The organism is Streptomyces sp. DH10, from assembly GCF_029813805.1.
Lineage (GTDB): Bacteria > Actinomycetota > Actinomycetes > Streptomycetales > Streptomycetaceae > Streptomyces > Streptomyces coeruleofuscus.
In genome coordinates this window covers 124,607-145,184 of record NZ_JARVKU010000021.1, presented here as the reverse complement: position 1 = coordinate 145,184, position 20,578 = coordinate 124,607, and the positions used below count along the sequence as shown (strand labels likewise).

The following is a 20,578-nucleotide window of genomic DNA, read 5'->3' as shown; positions in this document are numbered from 1 at the left end:
GTTCCCGCAGGCCAGGCAGTTACCCCCTTCGCCAGTACGCCCATGGCGAACGTGAGACGGCCTTTCCTGCGTGTCGCCCCCTCCCACTAGGGATGTCTTACCCGTACGGACCGGAAGTCCATGCCGAGCGCCCCCGTTCCCTCCGCTACGGGCGAACAACCTTGCGCCTCCCCGTACCCCTCACAGGCCCCCATTTCGCCACCGTGTGCGCTCAATACGACACCCACCGTAACCCGCATGCTCCTCCGGCTGTTGCGCTTGGCATGTTCGGAGCCCCCGGCCCCATCCCGCTCCCCCGTCGGCCGCTCGACGCGAGCTGTCGTATCCGACGGTGGTACGAGAACGAACTGGGCTGGCCGACGGTGCCCGGCGGTCCTCTGCGGCTGGCGGTGGGATTGCGCTACGACGTCCTGGACGTGCCTGCCGAGGCGGGACACGCGGCCCTGCGGCACTTGGGACCGCACTCCCCGGTCGCCGCGTTCGGCGACCGGATGCGCCTCCTGGTGGCCCCGGGCAGCGCGGAGGAACTGCCCGGGCTCCTGGAGTGGCTGGAGTGGGGAACGCTGCCGCTCGGCCTGACGGCGATCGGGGCGGGGGGTGCCATGGAGGCGCCGTGTCCGCCCTGGATGGAGGCGCCGTTCCCCGACGGGACGGACGGCTCGACGCCGGCCTGCGGGGCGGGCGCGCGGCTGTACCAGGGGACGGACGGCTCCATGCCGCGCACGAGAGGCGGCCTCATGCCGCGGGAGGCAGGCGGGGTGCCGCCCGACGACACGAGCGCGTTGTTCTTCCGCGAGGCGGACGGCTCGGTATCGCGGGAAGGAGGCCGCTTGATCCCGTGCAGGGAAGGCGGGCTGCTGCCTGGCGAGTGGGACTGGCCGTCGACCCATGAGACGGACGCGGCGTTCTTGCGCGACGCGGGCGGCCGGGTATCGCGCGCCAGGGGTGGACCGCTGCCGTGCGAGGCCTTGATGCCGGTGGCCGCCGAGAGGCCGCTGCCTAGTCAGGCGTTCGCGCCGTCGGCCCCCGAGACGGACGGCGCGTTGCCCCCCGAGCCCGGCTTCTGTGGTGGCCGGCCGCTTCCCCTGGACCGGTTCGGTTCCCAGGGGGCCGCCGTGTGGCTGCGGCCCCCCGAGCCGGGATGCGAGGTCGAGACCTCGCTGCCGACGCTGTCGGCGTTGGGAGGCGGTGGAGACGCCCCCGATCTCGTGCGGCTGGTGAACACGGTGGCAACGCACTGCCACCGGCTCCGGCTGCGGCGCGCGTGCGCGCAGCCGCCGGCCTTGCGTGCGCAGGGCCGGTAGTGCCGCTGTTCAGCCGTTGGCCTTCTCGTAGGCCTCGCGGATGGTCGCGGGAACACGGCCGCGGTCGTTGACCTCGTAGCCGTTCTCCTTCGCCCAAGCGCGGATGGCCGCCGTGTCCTGGCTGCCGCCCGAAGCCGCCCGCGCCTTTCCGCGCCCGCCCGAAGCACGGCCTCCGGTACGACGACCGCCCTTCACGTAAGGCTCGAGAAGGCCGCGGAGCTTGTCCGCATTGGCGGTGGTGAGATCGATCTCGTACGTCTTGCCGTCCAGCGCGAACGTCACGGTCTCGTCCGCCTCGCCGCCGTCGAGGTCGTCGACAAGAAGGACCTGAACCTTCTGTGCCACCGGATTTCCTTTCATCGATATCTTCAGGGCCGGGGTGTGCCGGCGTCCGCCGTATCACCGTCCCCTGTTATATGCAGTACTGCAGTACCTCGGAAAGCAAACCGCTTTTGCCGGAAAAACACAAACCCTCGGGAGAGACCGGCAGCCCCGCCTCCGCCTGGAAACGTGCGCGTTTCGGACATAGGGCACCCGCACAGGGCGGTGGGGCGAAATATGTCTTGACGAACCGGGCGGGCGGTCTTGCGGCGGACTTGCGACTGGCTTGTGTGTCCGACCCGGCGATCACAGATGCAGAAGCATCCGGCTGTTGCCCAAGGTGTTCGGTTTCACTCGTTCGAGACCGAGGAACTCCGCGACACCCTCGTCATAGGAACGCAGCAGCTCCGCGTAGACATCGGTGTCGACAGGTGTCTCGCCGATCTCCACGAAGCCGTGCTTGCTGAAGAAGTCGACTTCGAAGGTCAGACAGAAAACACGGCGAACGCCGAGCCAGCGGGCGGTGTGCACCAACTTCTCCAGCAACTGGTGTCCGACACCCGCGCCCTTCAGGCCCGGCTTCACGGCGAGAGTGCGCACTTCCGCGAGGTCTTCCCACATCACGTGCAGGGCTCCGCAGCCGACGACCTCGGCGTTGTCGTCCCGTTCCGCGACCCAGAACTCCTGGATGTCCTCGTAAAGCGTCACCGTTGCTTTGTCGAGCAGGATGCCGCCGCGGACGTAGGCGTCAAGGAGGCGGCGCACGGCCGGGACATCGCCGGTACGGGCCCGCCGGACGGTGATGGCTTTTGCGGGGGCTTCGGGGCTCTTCGCGGACATGCCGGGACGCTATCGCCCGTCGGCGTCCTGAGCGGAGGCGGGGTTCTCCGCCGGTTCCGCCGGTTCCGTTCGTTCCGCCGGTTCCGTTCGTTCCACCGGTTCGGTTCGTTCCGCAGGTTCCGTGCGTTCTGCCGGTTCGGTTCGTTCCGCAGGCTCCGTGCGTTCTGCCGGTTCCGTGCGTTCCGTTCGTTCGGCCGGTTCCGACGGTCCGGTCGGTTTCTGGGTTTCCGGTACCTGGACGATGCGTACGGCATCGCGGAGAGCCTCTCGCTGTTCCTCGCTCATCATGCCGAAGAAGGCGACGAGAGCCGCGGCGGGGTTGTCGCTCTGCGACCAGGCGTCGTTCATCAGGGCGGCGGCGTAGGCGGCGCGTGTGGAGACCGCCTCATATCGATAGGCGCGGCCCTCCGCCTCGCGGCGCACCCAGCCCTTCTGATGGAGATTGTCCAAAACGGTCATCACGGTGGTGTACGCGATGGACCGCTCCTTCTGAAGATCTTCCAGGACTTCTCGAACGGTCACCGGGCGGTTCCACTTCCACACCCGCGACATGACCGCGTCTTCGAGTTCTCCCAATGGGCGAGGCACACCTCAGAACAATAGTGGGAGATCCGGGTAATGGCGTGGCGGACGTGCACTTCACCGGCAAACGGGAACAAAAAGGGCGTACGACTCCAAAGGTGCGAGCCCACGGAGGGGCGGCCGCACGGAGTCGTACGCCGTCGGAGCGCTGCGCCGGGGCGGCAGCGGTCGGGTCAGGCTTCGGCCTTCGGGGGCGTCGCGGAGGACTGCCGGGCGCCATCCACGCGCGCGAGGGCGGCGTCGACGGCCGCGTCCTCCTTGGCCTTGTTGACGCCGCCCTGTGTCTTCACGATCACCCGGATCACGCCGATGAAGAAGATGGCCATGACGACCGGGGGCAGGAGCGCGGAGACGTAGTCCATGGATCCAGAGTAGCCACGTCAGCCGGCGGCGAGCTGCTGGGGGCTCGCCGGGGGTGGCGGGCTGGGCTTGCGGCGCGGGAAGACCTCGCCCGGTGTGGGGATCGGGCGCCCGGGCTTCGGGGTGCCCGGGGCGGGGGCCGGGGCGGGCTTGGGGGCGGGCTTCGGAGCCTCCGGCTTTCGTGCGGGCTTCTTCTCGGGCTGCTTCTCGGGGGTGTCCTCGGCAGCGCCGGAGAGGTCCCCGGGGAGGGGCAGGAGACGGAGGCGGGAGCGGGAGGCGGGGACGGTGGGGGTGCCCGGCGCGACCGCGCGAGCGGCGGGGTGAGCGGCCGGATGAGCGATCGGCGAGGGGGCGTGCGAGCCGGTGCGTACGGTCTGCTGCCCGGTGAGCCGCTGGCACCGGTCCAGGAGGGCGGCGGCGGTGGGGTTGCCGCTCAGAGCACGCAGGGCGGCGAGGTCGTCGGGGCGGGGGCGGTATCCGGCGCCCAGTGCCTCGTCCAGGAGCGTGAGGTAACCGGCGGCGGTACCGGGAAGGGCGGCGCGGTACCGGCCGAGATCGGCCACGAGGAAGGCACGCAGCCTGGCCCCCTCCCGCATCGCCTCGTCGAGCGACTCTGCGAGGCGGAGACAGTCCTGGACGTCGTCGGCCGAGGCGGAGGTCGGGTGAAGGGCGAGGGCGAGAGCGCGGCGGAGCACACGCAGCTCCTCCACACCGAACGCCATGCCGCCGCGGGATCCGTATGGCGTGGGCATGCGGCGACGATACGCGCTAATCAGACAAATCTGGCATAGCGGATGGGTGTGGCGCGGGGGACCACCCGGGTGGGCGGGGTCGGCACCCCGCCACGCCGGGCCGCGAACCCACCCCACCCCAGTGACAACACCGAGCACCTCGAAACGCCGAGTCGCACAACGCCCACCCCCGACACCACCACCGCACGCCGGCTCACATGCGCGACACGTTCCGCTCGTACACCAACCGCAGCCCGATCAACGTCAGCCACGGCTCGTGTTCGTCGATGACCGACGACTCGCCCAGGACCATCGGTGCCAGACCGCCCGTCGCGATGACCGTGACGTCTTCCGGGTCGTCGGACAGCTCGCGGGCCACGCGGTTGACGACCCCGTCGACCTGGCCGGCGAAACCGTAGATGATGCCCGACTGCATCGCCTCGACCGTGTTCTTGCCGATGACGCTGCGGGGGCGGGCCACCTCGATCTTGCGGAGCTGGGCGCCGCGGACGCCGAGGGCCTCGACGGAGATCTCGATGCCGGGGGCGATGACGCCGCCGACGTACTCGCCGCGCGCGCTGACCGCGTCGAACGTCGTCGCCGTGCCGAAGTCGACGACGATCGCGGGGCCGCCGTAGAGCTCGACCGCCGCGACGGCGTTGATGATGCGGTCCGCGCCGACCTCCTTGGGGTTGTCCATGAGGATCGGGACGCCCGTCTTGACGCCCGGTTCGACCAGGACCGCCGGGACGTCGCCGTAGTAGCGGCGCGTCACCTCGCGGAGCTCGTGCAGGACCGAGGGGACGGTCGCGCAGATGGCGATGCCGTCGATGCCGTCGCCCAGTTCGTCGCCGAGGAGCGGGTGCATGCCCATCAGGCCCTGGAGGAGGACCGCCAGTTCGTCGGCGGTGCGGCGCGCGTCCGTGGAGATACGCCAGTGTTCGACGATGTCCTCGCCGTCGAACAGGCCCAGGACGGTGTGGGTGTTCCCTACGTCGATCGTCAGCAGCATGACCCGTACCCGCTCCCCTACTCCGCCGGCCGCAGGTCCAGGCCGATGTCCAGGATCGGCGAGGAGTGGGTGAGGGCTCCGACGGCCAGGTAGTCGACGCCGGTGTCCGCGTACGCCTTGGCGTTGTCGAGGGTCAGGCGGCCCGAGGCCTCCAGGGCGGCGCGGTCCTGGACGACGGCCACCGCCTCCGCGCACTCGCCCGGCGTGAAGTTGTCCAGGAGGATCAGCTCGGCACCGGCGTCCAGGACCTCGCGGAGCTGGGTCAGGGTGTCGACCTCGACCTCGATGGGGACGTCGGGGAAGCGTTCGCGTACCGCCGTGAAGGCCTGGGCGACGCCGCCCGCGGCGACCACGTGGTTGTCCTTGACGAGGGCCGCGTCCGAGAGGGACATGCGGTGGTTGACGCCGCCGCCGCAGCGGACCGCGTACTTCTCGAGGGAGCGCAGGCCGGGCGTCGTCTTGCGGGTGTCGCGGACCTTGGCCTTCGTGCCGTCCAGGACGTCCGCCCACGCGCGCGTGGCCGTCGCGATGCCCGACAGGCGGCACAGGATGTTCAGGGCGCTGCGCTCGGCCGTGAGGAGGTCGCGGGTGCGGGTGGTGACCGAGAGGAGCTTCTGGCCCGCCTCGACGCGGTCGCCGTCTTCGGCGTGGCGCTCGATCTCCAGTTCCTCCTCGCAGACGACGGAGATCACCGCTTCGGCGATCCGCAGGCCCGCCACGACGCCCGCCTCGCGGGCCGTGAAGTCTGCGGTGGACACCGCGTCCTCGGGGATCGTCGCCATGGTCGTCACGTCCACGCCGTGGGCCAGGTCCTCCTGGAGGGCCACGTTGGCGATGTCCTCGACCTCGATGGGGTCGAGGCCGGCGTCGGCCAGGAGCTGGGCGAGTGCGGGGTCCAGACCGCACTCGAGGTACGCCTCGCCGTCCGCGCCGCAGGCGCAGCCGTCGCCGCAGCCTCCGGACGAGGCGAGGGGAAGGTCGGGGGTGCTCACGTCGGTCACAGCTCCTGGGGGGCCTGGGGAGGAAGGGTCGAAGGGAAGTGTGTGGTGTCGGTGGTGTGCACGGCCAGCGTGCGGTCGGGGTTCAGGCGTACGACGATGTGGCGCCGCCAGGTGGTGTCGTCGCGCTCGGGGCGGTCCTCGCGCCAGTGGCAGCCCCGGGTCTCCTCACGCAGCCGGGCCGCTGTGACCAGCACGCGGGCCACGCACAGCAGGTTGGTGGCCTCCCAGGTGTCGACGCCCGCCTCGGCGGTCTTGCCGTTCTCGGCGAGGGCGTCGCGGGCGTCGGTGTGCAGTTGCTGGAGCTGGTCGGCGGCCTTGGTGAGGGACTCCGCCGAGCGCAGGACGCCGGCCCCGTTGGTCATGATCCGCTGGATCGTGAAGCGGGCCTCCGGGGTGAGCAGGGGGTGCTCGGGGGTCTCCGGGTGCGGCAGCGGTTGCGGCACGCGGGCCTCGATGCCGTTCGACGCGATGTCGGCCGCGATGCGCTCGGCGTAGACGAGGCCTTCGAGGAGGGAGTTGGAGGCCAGGCGGTTGGCGCCGTGCACGCCGGTGCAGGCGACCTCGCCGCACGCGTACAGGCCGGGGACGGTCGTACGGCCCCGGGAGTCGGTGCGGACGCCGCCGGAGGCGTAGTGGGCGGCCGGGGCGACGGGAATGGGCTCGGTGACCGGGTCGATGCCGTGGGCGCGGCAGGCGGCGAGGATCGTCGGGAAGCGGTGTTCCCACATGTCGGCGCCGAAGTGCCGGGCGTCGAGGAACATGTGCTCGGCGTCCTGCTCCTGCATGCGGCGCGTGATGCCCTTGGCGACGATGTCCCGGGGGGCGAGTTCGGCCAGTTCGTGCTGCCCCTGCATGAAGCGCACGCCGTCGGCGTCGACCAGGTGGGCGCCCTCGCCGCGGACCGCCTCGGAGACCAGGGGCTGCTGGCCCTCCGCGTCGGAGCCCAGGAAGAGGACCGTCGGGTGGAACTGGACGAACTCCAGGTCGCTCACCTCGGCGCCCGCGCGCAGCGCCAGGGCCACGCCGTCGCCCGTGGAGACGGAGGGGTTGGTCGTCGCCGAGAAGACCTGGCCCATGCCGCCGGTCGCCAGGACCACCGCGGGGGCGTGGACCGCGCCCACGCCGTCGTGCTGGCCCTCTCCCATGACGTGCAGGGTGACGCCTGCCGTGCGGCCCTCGGCGTCCGTGAGGAGGTCCAGGACGAGCGCGTTCTCGACCGTGCGCACGCCACGCGCGCGTACCGCCTCGACCAGGGCCCTGGAGATCTCGGCACCGGTGGCGTCGCCGCCGGCGTGGGCGATGCGGCGGCGGTGGTGGCCGCCCTCGCGGGTGAGCTCCAGGCCGCCCTCGGAGGACTCGTCGAACTGGGCGCCGGTCTCGATGAGGCGGCGCACGGCGTCGGGGCCCTCGGTGACGAGGAGGCGGACCGCCGCCTCGTCGCACAGGCCCGCGCCCGCCACCAGGGTGTCGTCCAGGTGCTGTTCGGGGGTGTCGCCCTCGCCGAGGGCCGCGGCGATGCCGCCCTGGGCCCAGCGGGTGGAGCCGTCGTCCAGGCGGGCCTTGGTGACGACGACGGTGGTGAGGCCGGCCGCCTCGCAGCGCAGGGCCGCGGTGAGGCCGGCGACGCCGGAGCCGACGACGACCACGTCCGCGGAGAGGGACCACCCGGGGGCGGGCGCGTGCAGTCGTATGCCTGTGCTGGTCACGAGGCGGCTCCGAAGGTGAGGGGAACGTTGTCGATCAGCCGGGTCGCCCCGACCCGGGCGGCGACGGCGAGGACCGCCTCGCCGGTGAAGTCGTCCCCGATCTCGGTGAAGTCGGACGGGTCGACCAGGGCGAGATAGTCCAGCACGAGCGGCGGGTCGAGGCGGGCGGCCTCGTCGAGGACCTGGCGGGCGGCCGCGCGGACGGCGGCCGGGCTGCCCGGGACGGCCGTCGCGACGGCGTGCGCGTCCGCCGCCGCGCGGGACTCCCCTATGGCGCTGAGAGCCTCGGCACGCGCGCGTGTGGCGGGCACTTCGCGGGCCCGGGCGCGCAGCGCCTCCTGTGCGGCGTGCCGGTCCTGGCCCGCGAACAGGGCACCGGACAGCGCGAGGGCGGTGCGCCGCTCGGCGGACGAGAGGTAACGGTTGCGGCTGGACAGGGCCAGGCCGTCCTCCTCGCGGACGGTGGGCACGCCGACGATCTCCACGCCGAAGTTCAGGTCCCGCACCATGCGGCGGATCAGGGCGAGCTGCTGGGCGTCCTTCTGGCCGTACAGGGCGACGTCGGGGCGGGTGAGGTGGAGCAGCTTGGCGACGACCGTGAGCATGCCGTCGAAGTGGCCCGGGCGGGAGGCGCCCTCCAGCCGCTCACCCATGGGGCCCGCGGTGATGCGGACCTGGGGCTCGCCGCCGGGGTAGACCTCGTCGACGGCCGGGGCGAACACGACGTCCGCGCCCGACTCCCCGGCCAGCTTCACGTCGGCGTCCAGGGTGCGCGGGTAGCGGTCGAGGTCCTCGCCCGCGCCGAACTGGAGCGGATTGACGAAGACGGTGACGACGACCTCGCCGTCCGGCCCGGCGATGGCGCGCGCGGTGCGGATCAGCGTGGCGTGGCCCTCGTGCAGCGCGCCCATGGTCATCACCACGGCGCGACGGCCCGTACGCGCGCGTGCGTGCAGTTCACCGGCGGTGCTGAGCAGGGTGGTGGTCATCAGGCGTCCCCTTCGGTGCCGTCGGTCCCGTTTGCGAGTACCCCGAGGAGGTCCGTGGCGAGCTCCGGCTTGAGCAGGCCGTGGGCCAGGGCCCGGTCGGCGGTCGCGCGGGCCATCGCCAGGTAGCCGGCGACGGCCTGCGGGGCGTGCCGGCGCAGCTCGGCGACGTGCGCGGCGACCGTGCCCGCGTCGCCGCGCGCGACCGGGCCGGTGAGGGCCGCGTCGCCGGAGCGCAGGGCGTTGTCCAGGGCCGCGCCGAGCAGCGGGCCGAGCATCCGGTCGGGGGCCGCGACACCGGCCGTGCGCAGCAGCTCCAGGGACTGGGCGACCAGGGTGACCAGGTGGTTGGCGCCGAGCGCGAGGGCCGCGTGGTAGAGCGGCCGGTTCTCCTCGGCGATCCACTCCGGCTCGCCGCCCATCTCGATGACCAGGGCTTCGGCGGCCATCCGCAGTTCCTCGGGCGCGGTGACGCCGAAGGAGCAGCCGGCCAGCCGCTGGACGTCCACGGGCGTGCCGGTGAAGGTCATCGCGGGGTGCAGGGCGAGCGGCAGGGCGCCCGCGCGCAGGGCGGGGTCGAGCACCCGCGCGCCGTACCGCCCGGAGGTGTGCACGAGAAGCTGTCCCGGCCGCACGGAGCCGGTGTCGGCGAGGCCCGCGACCAGCTCGGGCAGGGCGTCGTCCGGAACGGTCAGCAGGACCAGCTCGGACCGCTGGAGGACCTCGGCGGGCGGCATCACCGGCACGTCGGGCAGCAGCTGCGCTGCGCGGCGCCGGGAGACGTCGGAGACCGCGGAGACGGCGACCGGGCGGTGCCCGGCGAGCTGGAGGGACGCGGCCAGTGCCGGTCCCACGCGACCGGCGCCTACGACGCCGACGGTGAGCCGCGCGGGGCGGTCCTTGGGGTCTGGCTGTGGGGTTGTGTTCACTCGACGGCGGCCTTCCCGTTCCAGTCCGCTCCGGGTACCGGACGATTTCTCGTCATGTTAACGCGATCGGTTCGAGGGGCGTTCGGTTGTCCACAGGCTGTGCGTTCAGGCAGGGAAAAACCGGATGTCCGCCCGCACCCGCGCGCGGGATGATCCGGGCCATGAGTGACACGGCGGAACAGGCAGGACGGGCAGAACAGGACGAGCAGGCGACCGGGCAACTCCCGGACGAGGACCGGAGGTCACGGCTCCGGGAGCGGCGGCTGGCCGCCCACCGGGGCGCACGACGGGTGTTCGCGCGCTTCGGCTTCCACAAGACGCTCCGGGAGCGGCTGGCGGAGCTGGACGGCGCGGAGGGCCTGTACGACCTGGACGAGCTGTCCGACCTCTACGGCGACGGCGTCGTCGAGGCGCTGGAGGCGAAGGTCGCCGGACTGCTCGGCACCGAGGCCGCCGCGTTCTTCCCGACGGGGACGATGGCCCAGCAGGTGGCGCTGCGTTGCTGGGCGGGCCGCACGGGCGACCCGACCGTCGCCCTGCACGCGCTCAGCCATCCCGAGGTGCACGAGCGGAACGCGTTCAGCGAGGTCGGACGCCTGCGCACGGTGCGCGTGACGAGCGAGCCGCGGTTGCCCACCGCCGCCGAGGTACGCGACTTCGAGGAGCCCTTCGGGGCGCTGATGCTGGAACTGCCCCTGAGGGACGCCGGTTTCGTGCTGCCCTCATGGGAGGAGCTCACCGAGGTGGTGGCGGCCGCGCGGGAGCGGGACGCGGTGGTGCACTTCGACGGGGCGCGCCTGTGGGAATGCACGGTCCACTTCGGCCGGTCCCTGGAGGAGATCGCGGGCCTGGCCGACAGCGTCTACGTGTCGTTCTACAAGGCCCTGGAGGCTTTCGGCGGCGCGGCGCTGGCCGGGCCCAGGGAGCTGGTGGAGGAGGCGAAGGCCTGGCGGCACCGGTACGGCGGCGAGGTCTTCCAGCAGTTCCCGACGGTCCTGTCGGCGCTGGCCGGACTGGAGCGGGAGCTGCCCCGGCTGCCGGAGTACGTCGCCCACGCGCGCGTGGTGGCCGCCGGCCTGCGCGAGGGCTTCGCGGCGGCCGGGGTGCCGTGGGTGCGCGTGCACCCGGAGGTGCCGCACACCCACGACTTCCAGGTGTGGCTGCCGTACGACGCCGGTGTCCTCGCGGAGGCGGCGGTGCGGACGGCCGAGGAGACCGGCGCCGTCCTGTTCGGCTCCGGCTGGGACCGGGGCGGCCCGGGTCTGGCGGTCACGGAGGTGCATGTGCGGTCGGCCGGGCTGGAGTGGACCGCCGAGGACGTCAAGAGCGCGGTGGCGGAGTTCGTGGACCGGCTGCCGGAGGAGGTCAGGTAGAGCGCCGCCGCCACCGGTTCAGGGCGTCCCGGAACCGATGGCGGACCGGGTGGCCCGTCAGGACCGCCCGGAACTGCCGTTCGTCGCGCCATTCCCGTACGACCTGCCAGTCGTGCGCGCCGGGTGCGGGCGGGGCGGGCTCGCCGAGCCGGCGGGCGCGGTAGGTGTCGAGGAGGTGCTGCTGCGTGATGCTCATGGTGGATCGCCTCTGCGGGACGGGGTGATGGAGGTCCTAGGGGGTGTCCGCAAATTCCCGTGCGGTGCCCGCGGTGCCCGCGGTGCCCGCGGTGTCCGGAGCGTGGCCTCGGCGTGCCGGACGAAGGCCCTCGTAGCGGAGCTACTTCGGCCTTTGGCCGGTGCGGCGAGGGCGCGTGCCGGGCGCCATGGGGGTTGTGCGGGACTTTGCGGACACCCCCCAGGGCTCCGCGGCTGCCCCGGTGGTCCCACAGTGCGCCCGCTCCGGACGCGGCGTCGCGTCGATTGACGAGGCCCGTCAATCGGCGGGGCGTTGTCGGTGGCGGGGTGCACCATGAGGGCATGAGCGTGCACATCGACATCACGGGGCTGCGGCCGGAGCAGGTCGCCGTCGTGCCCTCGCCCCTGGCCGAGCTGGGCATGGCTCTGCACGCGCTGTCCGAGCCGGGACACCACCCGGGCCTCCAGGGCTGGGTGACGGGCGTGACCGCCCGGCTCGATCCGCATCTGGCCGACCGGATGTGCGAGGCCGACTTCCTGTGGCGGACGACGTTCTCGGACCTGTTCCTGCCGTACGCCGGCCTCCCGGGCCGGGGCACACTGCCGTGCGCCACCCTCGCCGAGGAACTGGACCTGCTGGACAAGCTGACGGACGAACAGTTCGTGGACGCGGCACTGGAGTTCACCTGTGCCGTCGGGTACGGCTCGTGCGGGCCCACCGCTCTGTCCGACCCCGAGGTGCGCCGCCGGTCGCTGGACCTGGCCGCCGCGCGCGGGCCGCAGCAACTGCGGTTCGGCGAGCGGCTGCTGGCCGACCCGCCCAGGATCCGGGCCTGGCTGCGGCAGTTCCTCCAGGACTGCGACGAGGCGTTCTTCGCGGAGGCCTGGTCCCGGCTGCGTCACCAGCTCGCGGCGGACGCCCGCCACAAGACGGACCTCCTCAGACACCGGGGCCTGGCCGAGGCGCTCGCCGCGGTGTCCCCCGCGGTGACACTCGACGAGGCCGCCGCCGACATCAAGGTCGACAAGCTGGGCGACGGCCGCACGGCCACGGGCGACAACGGCCTGCTGCTCGTCCCGACGAGCCTGGGCTGGCCGCACCTGATGGTCCTGTACCGGTACGGCTGGCAGCCGGTGCTGCACTACCCGGTCGGCTCCCCGGAGCTCGCCGCCCCGCCCACGCTGGAGCAGCTGGCCCTGCGCATGACCGCGCTGGCCCACCCGGTGCGCATGCGCATGTGCCGCTATCTGGCCCGCAGCGCGTACACCACCGGTGAACTGGCGCAGGTGCACGGCATGACGGCCCCGGAGATATCCCGCCATATGGCCGTGCTGAAGAAGGCGGGGCTGGTCACCACCCGGCGCCGCGGGCGCTACGTCCTGCACCAGCTGGACGTGACGGCGGTGGCCCGGCTCGGCAGCGAGTTCCTGGAGGGGATCCTCAGATAGCAGCCCCCCGGCGGACGGCTCAGCCGTGCCCGCCTGCCCGCACCAGTCCCGTCTCGTAGGCCAGCACCACCACCTGCACCCGGTCCCTGAGCCCCAGCTTGGTCAGGATGCGGCCCACGTGCGTCTTCACGGTCGCCTCGGACAGCACCAGCCGGGCCGCGATCTCGCCGTTGGACAGGCCCTGCGCGACCAGCACCATGACCTCCCGCTCCCGCTCGGTGAGCCGCTCCAGCTCCTTGTACTGGGGCTGCTTGGTGCCCGGCAGCATGGGTGCGAAGCGGTCCAGGAGCCGCCGGGTGGTGGAGGGCGCGACGACCGCGTCGCCGCTGTGCACGGCGCGGATCGCGGCGAGGAGCTCCCCGGGCGGCACGTCCTTGAGCATGAAGCCTGAGGCGCCCGCCTTCAGCCCGGAGAAGGCGTACTCGTCGAGGTCGAAGGTGGTCAGGATGAGCACCTTCGGCGGGTCGGTGTCCGCGCAGATCCGGCGGGTCGCCTCCACGCCGTCGAGCTTGGGCATGCGGACGTCCATCAGCACCACGTCGACCTCGGTCGAGCGCAGCTCCTGGAGGGCCTCGACCCCGTCGCCCGCCTCCGCCACGACCTCCATGTCCGGCTGGGCGGCCAGCACCATCCGGAAACCGGTGCGCAGCAGCACCTGGTCGTCGACGAGCATCACGCGGATCGTCATCGGGGCCTCTTCCATGTCTCTTTTGCAGGTGTCAGCGAGGGACGTGCGCCGAGGTCAGTTGGCGGGTTTGAGCGGCAGCAGGGCACTGATGCGGAATCCTCCGCCCGGGCGCGGGCCGGCGTCCAGGGTGCCGCCGACCATGCCGACCCGTTCCCGCATGCCGATCAGGCCGTGGCCCTGGCCGTCGAACCCGCCCTCCTCGTACAGCTCGTGCGGGGCGCCCTTGCCGTCGTCCTCGACGAGCAGGCCGAGGCCGTCGTCGAAGTACACCAGGCGCACGCTCGCGCCCACGTTGGGCCCGCCGTGCTTGCGGGTGTTGGTGAGCGCCTCCTGCACGATGCGGTAGGCGGTGAGCTCGACGCCGCTGGGCAGCGGGCGGGGGGTGCCCTCCACCTTGAAGTCGACGGGCAGTCCGTGCCCGCGGCACTGCTCGACGAGGTCCTCGATCTGCTCGACGTCGGGCTGCGGCACGTACTCGCCGGCCTCCTCGTGCTCCCCGGTGCGCAGCACGCCGAGCAGGCGCCGCATCTCGGCGAGGGCCTGGCGGCCGGTGGAGGAGATGGTCTCCAGGGCCTTCTTCGCCTGGTCGGGCGCGGCGTCGAGGACGTAGGCGGCGCCGTCGGCCTGCACCACCATCACCGAGACGTTGTGCGCGACGACGTCGTGCAGCTCGCGGGCGATCCGGGCGCGTTCGGCGGCGACGGCGACCTTGGACTGTGCCTCGCGCTCCCGCTCCAGGCGGGCGGCCCGCTCCTCCAGCTGCGCGAAGTAGGCGCGGCGGGTGCGGATGGAGTCGCCGAGCACCCAGGCGAGGGCGAAGGGCACGGTCATGAACACCGTCGCGGCGATGCTGCCCCCGACGCTCATCTGGTCGCTCGGCCAGCGCAGGTGGGCCACGGGGGCCGCGCACAGGCCTGCGGCCAGGGCGAAGCGGGAGGCCCATCGCGCGCCCTCCGCGGCGACCGTGTAGACGATCACCAGCATGGCGAAGTCGTGGGGGCCCATCTCGACGTCGGTGATCAGCTGGGCCACACCGACCGCGGTCGCGAGCAGCAGCATCTTCTCCGGCATGCGGCGGCGCAGCGCGACCACCAGGCACAGCAGCAGCGCGAGCGGAACGGCGACGGCCGGGGGGCCGAACCCGCCCGACGCTCCGCCGACCACGGAAATCCCGAGGAGGACCACGGCCCAGGAGCCGTCGACCCACATCGGGTGCCTGCGGAGGAAGTCATAGAGGCGCTGCACGTAACCCAGCGTAGGGAAGCGGGATAGGTGCAGGGGTCAACCGGAGGACCGATCCGCACCGGGCGCGTGTACTCCGCAAGGTGGAGTTGCGTTCGTTGTGTCCGCTTAGCCTGGCCCCGTGACAGCAGTGACGAGGGGCGAGGGACACCAGGGACAGCAGTGGCGGGGGTGGCGTGCGGCGGCTCGGGAGGCCCTGTACGGGCCGGGCGGCTTCTATCGCCGGGCCGAGGGGCCGGCCGGGCATTTCCGCACGTCCGTGCACGCGTCGCCGCTGTTCGCCGGGGCCGTGGCGGGGCTGCTGTGCCGGGTCGACGAGGCACTGGGGCGGCCCGCTGCGCTGGACTTCGTCGACATGGCAGCCGGGCGGGGCGAGCTGGCCGGCGGGGTGCTCGCCGCGCTCCCGGCCGACGTGGCGGCCCGCACGCGCGCGTACGCCGTCGAAGTCGCCGGGCGGCCCGAGGGGCTCGATCACCGGATCGAGTGGCTGGCCGAGCCTCCGCAGGGCGTCACCGGGCTGCTGTTCGCCAACGAGTGGCTGGACAACGTGCCGGTGGAGGTCGCGGAGGTGGACGCCGCGGGCGTGGCGCGGCGGGTGCTGGTCCGGGAGGACGGGACCGAGCGGCTCGGGGAGCCGGTCGACGGGGAGCGGGCGCGGTGGCTGGCGCGGTGGTGGCCGCTGCCCGGCGAGGAGGGGCTGCGGGCCGAGATCGGCCTGCCCCGGGACGAGGCCTGGGCCTCGGCGGTCGCGACGCTCGACCGGGGGCTCGCCGTCGCCGTGGACTACGGGCACACGGCGGACACCCGGCCGCCGTTCGGGACGCTGACCGGCTTCCGGGAGGGCCGGGAGACGCCGGCCGTTCCGGACGGCTCCTGCGACATCACGGCGCATGTCGCGCTCGACGCCTGCGCGCTGCCCGGCGGGCGCCTGCTCCCGCAGCGCGAGGCGCTGCGCGCCCTGGGCGTGACCGGCGCACGCCCCCCGCTCACGCTGGCCTCCACCGACCCCGCCGCCTACGTACGCGCCCTCGCGAACGCCGGAGAGGCCGCCGAACTCACCGCGGCGGGCGGGCTGGGCGACTTCGGGTGGCTGGTGCAGCCGGTCGGGATCGGGGATCCGTTCTAGGACTTATTTGTCGATCACTTGTCGATGTCGCCCACGACGAAGAACATCGACCCCAGGATCGCCACCATGTCCGCGACCAGCGTCCCCGGCAGCAGCTCCGTCAGCACCTGGATGTTGTTGTACGAGGCCGAGCGCAACTTCAGCCGGTACGGCGTCTTCTCGCCCTTGCTGACCAGGTAGTAGCCGTTGATGCCGAGCGGGTTCTCGGTCCAGGCGTAGGTGTGGCCCTCGGGTGCCTTCAGGACCTTCGGGAGCCGCTGGTTGACCGGCCCGGGCGGCAGCTCGGCGAGCCGGTCGAGGCAGGCGTCGGCCAGGTCCAGCGCGTTGTGCGTCTGCTCCAGGAGGCACTCGAAGCGGGCGAGGCAGTCGCCCTCCTGCCGGGTCACCACCTTCAGGACGTCGCCCAGCTCCCCGTAGGCCAGGTACGGCTCGTCCCGGCGCAGGTCGAAGTCGACGCCCGAGGCACGTCCGATCGGCCCGCTGACGCCGTAGGCGTGCACCGCCTCCGGGGCGAGCGTGCCGACGCCCCGGGTGCGGCCCCGGAAGATCTCGTTGCCGAGCACCAGGTCGTCGAAGCGGTCCATCCGGGAACGCACGTCGGCGACGGCGGCACGCGCGCGCGTGGTCCACCCGGCCGGCAGGTCCTCCTTGAGGCCGCCCACGCGGTTGAACATGTAGTGCATGCGCCCGCCGGAGACCTCCTCCATGACGTGCTGGAGCTCCTCACGCTCCCGGAAGGCGTAGAAGATCGGCGTGATCCCGCCGAGCTCCAGCGGGTACGAGCCGAGGAACATCAGGTGGTTGAGCACCCGGTTCAGCTCGGCGAGCAGCGTGCGCAGCCACACCGCCCGCTCGGGGACCTCCATGCCGAGCATCCGCTCCACGGCGAGGACCACGCCCAGCTCGTTGGAGAAGGCCGACAGCCAGTCGTGGCGGTTGGCGAGCATGATGATCTGGCGGTAGTCGCGCGCCTCGAACAGCTTCTCCGCGCCGCGGTGCATATAGCCGATCACGGGCTCCGCGTGCGTGATGCGCTCGCCGTCCAGCACGAGCTTCAGCCGCAGCACGCCGTGCGTGGACGGGTGCTGCGGCCCGATGTTGAGCACCATGTCGGTGCTCTCCGCGGCGCCGCCGATTCCGACCATGGTCTCCGTCGTAGGAGTCATGGACACAGTCTCTCCTACGTACGCTGGCCTCATGGAGACGGGGAGTCCGCAGGACACGGGGCCGGCGGGGACACAGGGCGCGGCGAAGACGCGGGACGCCGCAGGGACGCGGGGCGCCGCGGGGGCGGTCGAGGACGGGCCGGTGTGGATCGCGCTGCCGCCCGGGCTGCTGAAGATGCGGCGGTTGCTGCTGGTGGTGTGGCTGGGGCTGATCAGCCTGGCCGCCGGGCTGGTGCCGGGGCTGCTGGTCGGTCCCGCCTGGGCCGCCTTCGCGCTGCCGCCGCTGGCGCTGATGGTCTGGGGGTGGGTGATGCTGGAGCGCAACTGGCGCTCCTGGCGGTACGCCGAGCGCGCCGACGACCTGCTGATCAGCCGCGGTGTGCTGTGGCGGGAGGAGACGGTCGTGCCGTACGGGCGGATGCAGCTGGTGGAGGTCACCTCCGGGCCCGTCGAGCGGCACTTCGGGCTGGCCAGCGTGCAGTTGCACACGGCCGCCGCCTGGACCGACGCGACCATCCCCGGCCTGGACCCGGCCGAGGCGGAACGGCTGCGCGACCGGCTCACCGAGCTGGGCGAGGCCCGATCGGCGGGGCTGTGACGGCGCCCGAGGCCGCCGGGGATGCCGGGGATGCGGGGGCTGCGGAGGCCCCCGTGGCCGCCCGGACCACGGGGGATGCCGGAGCGGCGGAGACCCCCGTGGCCGCCCGGACCACGGGGGATGCCGGAGCGGCGGAGACCCCCGAGGCCGCCCGGACCACCGCGGAACCCGGAGCTGCCGAGGCCACACAGACCACCAAAGACGCCGGAACCGCCAAGACCCCCGAGGCCGCACAGACCACCAGGGACGCCGGAACCGCCGAGACCCCCGAGGCCGCCCGGACCGCCGGGGCCGGCAGCGGGATCGCCGAGCGGCGGCTGCACCCCGTCACACCGCTCAGGCGGGCCTGGGCGCCGGTCGCCGTGGTGATCGGCTGGGCGGTGCACGACCCCGACGGGGCGCAGCGCCATCTGACCCGGCTGAACACGACCACACTGCTGATCGGCCTCGCCGTGATCCTCCCGGCCGCGGCCCTGTACGGCTTCTGCTCCTGGTGGTTCACGCACTTCGCGGTGACCGAGACCGAACTGCGCATCCGTACCGGACTGGTGTTCCGGCGCACCGCGCACATCCGGCTGGAGCGGCTCCAGGCCGTCGACATCACCCAGCCCCTGCTCGCGCGGGTCGCGGGCGTCGCCAAACTCAAACTCGACGTCATAGGCACCGACAAGAAGGACGAGCTGGCCTTCCTCGGCGCGGACGAGGCGCGGGCGCTGCGGGCCGAACTGCTCGCCCGCGCGGCCGGATTCGCGCCCGAGACCGCGCACGAGGTCGGGGAGGCGCCGTCCCGGCAGATGCTGCGGGTGCCGCCCGGCGTGCTCGCCATGTCGCTGGTGCTGAGCGGGGCGACCTGGGGGTCGCTGGCCGCGGCGCTCGTCGTGCCCCCCGTGCTGTGGCTGGCCACGGAGAGCGTGTGGACGGTCCTGGCCGTCGCCCTGCCCCTGCTGGGCGCGGCGGGCGCGAGCAGCGTGGGGCGGTTCGTCGGCGAGTACGACTGGACGGTGGCCGAGTCGCCCGACGGGCTGCGCCTCGACCACGGCCTGCTGGACCGGGCCCACGAGACGGTGCCGCCGGGGCGCGTGCAGACCGTGCGGATCGTGGAGCCGCTGTTGTGGCGGCGGCGCGGCTGGGTGCGCGTGGAGCTGGACGTGGCGGGTTCCTCCAACTCCGTGCTGGTGCCGGTCGCCCCGCGCGAGATCGCGGAGGTCGTCGTCGCGCGCGTCCTGCCCGGGGTGACCGTGCCGGAGCGGGCGGCCCTGTCGCCGTCGCCGCGCCGCGCCCGGTGGTGTGTGCCGGTGTGGTGGCGCGGATACGGACTCGTCGTCACGGACTCGGTGTTCGCGGCGCGGTCCGGGCTGCTGCGGCGGCGCCTGGCGCTGGTGCCGCACGCGAAGGTGCAGAGCGTACGGATGACGCAGGGGCCGTGGGAGCGGGCCCGGGGCGTGGCCGACGTGTGTGTGGACACGGGCGCGAACAAGACGGTGAGGGCACGGCTGCGGGACGCGGCCGAAGCACGCGAACTGCTCGAGGCACAGGCGGAGCGGTCACGGACCGGGCGCAGGGACGCGCGGCCGGACCGCTGGATGGCGTGACCCACCGGAAAGCGAAGGCCCCCCGGTCGCGACCGGGGGGCCTTTTCAGCGGGTGCGGGCGTCAGGTTCAGCGACGTGGGCGTCAGGAAACCGCGCTCCGCAGCCCCTGTACGTCGATCTGCTCCGTCTCGTCGTGGGCCGTCAGGTCGATGACCTGGCCGATGCCGCGCGACTCCTCGTCCGCCGGCTTGAACCGGGCCTCGGTCTCGGCCTTGTGCAGCGCGAGGGCCTCCTGGCCGACGACATCGGCCAGGTCCTCGTTCTGCACGGCCTCCAGGGCGGCCCGCGACGTGCCCTGCTTCGTACCGAAGAAGTCGAACCCGCCTTCCGACGTGTGGCGCCGCACCGGCGTCTGCGGCGCCACGGCCACGGCGGTCGGCACGGTGTAGTGCCCCGGGGAGGCGGGCTCCGGGAGTCGCCCGGCCTCGTCGGCGGCGGCGGTGCCGGCGGTCGCACGCTCGTGCCCGGCGGCCGCCTCGGACTGCCCCTTGGCCTCATCCTCCCGCGTCTGCTCCCGCTGGTCGTCCTTCCGGTCGTCCCGCGCGGACTCCGCGTCGTCGCCCTTCGGTACGCCGTCGCCGTCACCGCCCCCGTCCGGATCCGGAGCCGGGGCCGCGTCGGCGTCGAGCCGGGCGAGCGCCGCCGCGGCACGCAGGAACAGCCGGGAGCCCTCCGGCGAGAACACGGCGGGGATCGCCGTCTGCTCGTCGGCGGCGGCCGCCTCGTCGGCGTCCGCCGGAGCCTCCGCCGTCTGCGTCGCCCCCGCGGGCAGCGCGGCCCGTTCCGGAACCGTCGCCTCTATCTCGAGCACCCGGCGTTCCTCCAGGACGCTCGCGCGCTCGGTCTCGGCGGTGGCGTACCGGCGCAGCAGGGCGGCGTGCTCGTTGCGCAGTCCGGCCAGTTCGGTCCGCTTGGCGCGCAGCCGCTGCTCCAGCTTCGCGCGCAGCTCGCGGGACTCCTCGAGGTCGGCCTCCAGTTCGGCGACCCGCTCCTCGAAGCGCCACTCGTCGCTCGCACGCGCGCGCGTGAGGTCCGCGACGCGCTTGCCCGCCTGGGTGTCCCAGCGGCGGAGCACGACCGCGCCGACGACCGCCGTCGCCGCGGCGGCAGCGGCCAGACCGCGGAGCACCATCGGCTCCGTGAACACCCAGGGCCCCAGGGCGCAGACGAGGGAGACGCCTGCGATCGCCGACGGGGGCAGCAGCCTGTGCAAGGGCGGTGAATGGCGGTGACGTCCACGTGGCATGGCCAGAAACTTACCGCGCGTAGGCGAATCGTGGTGACCCACCCCGCAAAAACAAAGCCACACCGAAGCGTTCACACGGCATCGGAACTCGGGAAGAAGCGGAATCGCCCCCTCGGACCTCCGGAGTGAAT

General features: G+C 73.0%; 20 protein-coding genes and 2 pseudogenes. 7 read left to right on the top strand and 15 right to left on the bottom strand.

Annotated features, from left to right (window positions below; genetic code table 11):
• Positions 1–92 precede the first annotated feature (92 nt).
• Both QC385_RS44350 and QC385_RS34040 read left to right on the top strand, forming a co-directional pair.
• Positions 93–572 (top strand): annotated as a pseudogene (locus QC385_RS44350) (SCO3374 family protein); the annotation flags it as partial.
• 468 nt (positions 573–1,040) lie between these two features.
• Positions 1,041–1,304 (top strand): annotated as a pseudogene (locus QC385_RS34040) (SCO3374 family protein); the annotation flags it as partial.
• Positions 1,305–1,313: 9 nt separating this feature from the next.
• On the opposite strand, the gene QC385_RS34035 reads toward QC385_RS34040, so the two are convergent.
• The 10 genes from QC385_RS34035 to QC385_RS33990 form a co-directional block, all read right to left on the bottom strand.
• Positions 1,314–1,649 (bottom strand): histone-like nucleoid-structuring protein Lsr2, encoded by a 336-nt coding sequence (locus QC385_RS34035; RefSeq protein WP_107460317.1) that lies wholly within the window; start codon positions 1,647–1,649, stop codon positions 1,314–1,316.
• Between the two features lie 282 nt (positions 1,650–1,931).
• The gene (locus tag QC385_RS34030) at positions 1,932–2,465 is read right to left on the bottom strand and encodes an amino-acid N-acetyltransferase (protein WP_279545210.1); all 534 of its coding nucleotides are present in this window, start codon (positions 2,463–2,465) and stop codon (positions 1,932–1,934) included.
• Between the two features lie 9 nt (positions 2,466–2,474).
• Complete coding sequence (locus QC385_RS34025) at positions 2,475–3,017, bottom strand: BlaI/MecI/CopY family transcriptional regulator (RefSeq protein ID WP_279545243.1); 543 nt, start codon at positions 3,015–3,017, stop codon at positions 2,475–2,477.
• Positions 3,018–3,220: 203 nt separating this feature from the next.
• Positions 3,221–3,409: a hypothetical protein gene (locus QC385_RS34020; protein ID WP_279545209.1), complete on the bottom strand. Its 189-nt coding sequence runs from the start codon at positions 3,407–3,409 to the stop codon at positions 3,221–3,223.
• Between the two features lie 18 nt (positions 3,410–3,427).
• The gene (locus tag QC385_RS34015) at positions 3,428–4,129 is read right to left on the bottom strand and encodes a hypothetical protein (RefSeq protein ID WP_279545242.1); all 702 of its coding nucleotides are present in this window, start codon (positions 4,127–4,129) and stop codon (positions 3,428–3,430) included.
• A 223-nt stretch (positions 4,130–4,352) separates the two neighbouring features.
• Positions 4,353–5,150 carry a type III pantothenate kinase gene (locus QC385_RS34010; protein WP_279545208.1) on the bottom strand — a complete coding sequence of 266 codons (798 nt, stop codon included), beginning with the start codon at positions 5,148–5,150 and terminating at the stop codon, positions 4,353–4,355.
• 17 nt (positions 5,151–5,167) lie between these two features.
• Positions 5,168–6,142, bottom strand: a complete 975-nt coding sequence (gene nadC, locus QC385_RS34005) for a carboxylating nicotinate-nucleotide diphosphorylase (RefSeq protein WP_279545207.1) — start codon at positions 6,140–6,142, stop codon at positions 5,168–5,170.
• A 5-nt stretch (positions 6,143–6,147) separates the two neighbouring features.
• Entirely contained in the window at positions 6,148–7,857 is a 1,710-nt protein-coding gene (locus QC385_RS34000) for an L-aspartate oxidase (RefSeq protein WP_279545206.1), read from the bottom strand.
• A complete protein-coding gene (gene panC / locus QC385_RS33995) occupies positions 7,854–8,846 on the bottom strand; it encodes a pantoate--beta-alanine ligase (RefSeq protein WP_279545205.1) in 993 nt (330 codons plus the stop codon). Before panC ends, QC385_RS34000 begins: the two co-directional genes overlap by 4 nt.
• Positions 8,846–9,772: a Rossmann-like and DUF2520 domain-containing protein gene (locus QC385_RS33990; protein WP_279545204.1), complete on the bottom strand. Its 927-nt coding sequence runs from the start codon at positions 9,770–9,772 to the stop codon at positions 8,846–8,848. Before QC385_RS33990 ends, panC begins: the two co-directional genes overlap by 1 nt.
• A 161-nt stretch (positions 9,773–9,933) precedes the next feature.
• On the opposite strand from QC385_RS33990, the gene QC385_RS33985 reads away from it, so the two are divergent.
• Positions 9,934–11,145, top strand: a complete 1,212-nt coding sequence (locus tag QC385_RS33985; protein WP_279545203.1) for a threonine aldolase family protein — start codon at positions 9,934–9,936, stop codon at positions 11,143–11,145.
• On the opposite strand, the gene QC385_RS33980 is transcribed toward QC385_RS33985, so the two are convergent.
• Positions 11,138–11,341 carry a hypothetical protein gene (locus QC385_RS33980; RefSeq protein WP_279545202.1) on the bottom strand — a complete coding sequence of 68 codons (204 nt, stop codon included), beginning with the start codon at positions 11,339–11,341 and terminating at the stop codon, positions 11,138–11,140. The two genes, QC385_RS33985 and QC385_RS33980, sit on opposite strands and share 8 nt — an antisense overlap.
• Before the next feature lie 341 nt (positions 11,342–11,682).
• On the opposite strand from QC385_RS33980, the gene QC385_RS33975 reads away from it, so the two are divergent.
• On the top strand, positions 11,683–12,789 hold the full coding sequence (locus QC385_RS33975) for a DUF5937 family protein (RefSeq protein ID WP_279545201.1): 1,107 nt from the start codon (positions 11,683–11,685) through the stop codon (positions 12,787–12,789).
• Positions 12,790–12,808: 19 nt separating this feature from the next.
• On the opposite strand, the gene QC385_RS33970 is transcribed toward QC385_RS33975, so the two are convergent.
• Positions 12,809–13,477, bottom strand: a complete 669-nt coding sequence (locus tag QC385_RS33970) for a response regulator transcription factor (RefSeq protein ID WP_279545200.1) — start codon at positions 13,475–13,477, stop codon at positions 12,809–12,811.
• Positions 13,478–13,531: 54 nt separating this feature from the next.
• Positions 13,532–14,722: a sensor histidine kinase gene (locus QC385_RS33965; RefSeq protein ID WP_279545199.1), complete on the bottom strand. Its 1,191-nt coding sequence runs from the start codon at positions 14,720–14,722 to the stop codon at positions 13,532–13,534.
• Positions 14,723–14,840: 118 nt separating this feature from the next.
• Here QC385_RS33965 and QC385_RS33960 point away from each other — a divergent pair, with 118 nt between their 5' ends.
• On the top strand, positions 14,841–15,845 hold the full coding sequence (locus tag QC385_RS33960; RefSeq protein WP_279545198.1) for an SAM-dependent methyltransferase: 1,005 nt from the start codon (positions 14,841–14,843) through the stop codon (positions 15,843–15,845).
• A gap of 14 nt (positions 15,846–15,859) precedes the next feature.
• Here the strand turns inward: QC385_RS33960 and QC385_RS33955 are convergent, their stop codons facing one another.
• Positions 15,860–17,011, bottom strand: a complete 1,152-nt coding sequence (locus QC385_RS33955) for an NADH-quinone oxidoreductase subunit D (RefSeq protein ID WP_150482297.1) — start codon at positions 17,009–17,011, stop codon at positions 15,860–15,862.
• A gap of 31 nt (positions 17,012–17,042) precedes the next feature.
• On the opposite strand from QC385_RS33955, the gene QC385_RS33950 reads away from it, so the two are divergent.
• Together QC385_RS33950 and QC385_RS33945 are read left to right on the top strand one after the other, a co-directional pair.
• A complete protein-coding gene (locus tag QC385_RS33950; protein ID WP_279545197.1) occupies positions 17,043–17,609 on the top strand; it encodes a PH domain-containing protein in 567 nt (188 codons plus the stop codon).
• Positions 17,610–17,911: 302 nt separating this feature from the next.
• Positions 17,912–19,201, top strand: a complete 1,290-nt coding sequence (locus tag QC385_RS33945) for a PH domain-containing protein (RefSeq protein ID WP_279545241.1) — start codon at positions 17,912–17,914, stop codon at positions 19,199–19,201.
• A gap of 82 nt (positions 19,202–19,283) precedes the next feature.
• Here QC385_RS33945 and QC385_RS33940 read toward each other — a convergent pair whose 3' ends face one another.
• Positions 19,284–20,447: a hypothetical protein gene (locus QC385_RS33940; protein WP_279545196.1), complete on the bottom strand. Its 1,164-nt coding sequence runs from the start codon at positions 20,445–20,447 to the stop codon at positions 19,284–19,286.
• Positions 20,448–20,578: the final 131 nt, after the last annotated feature.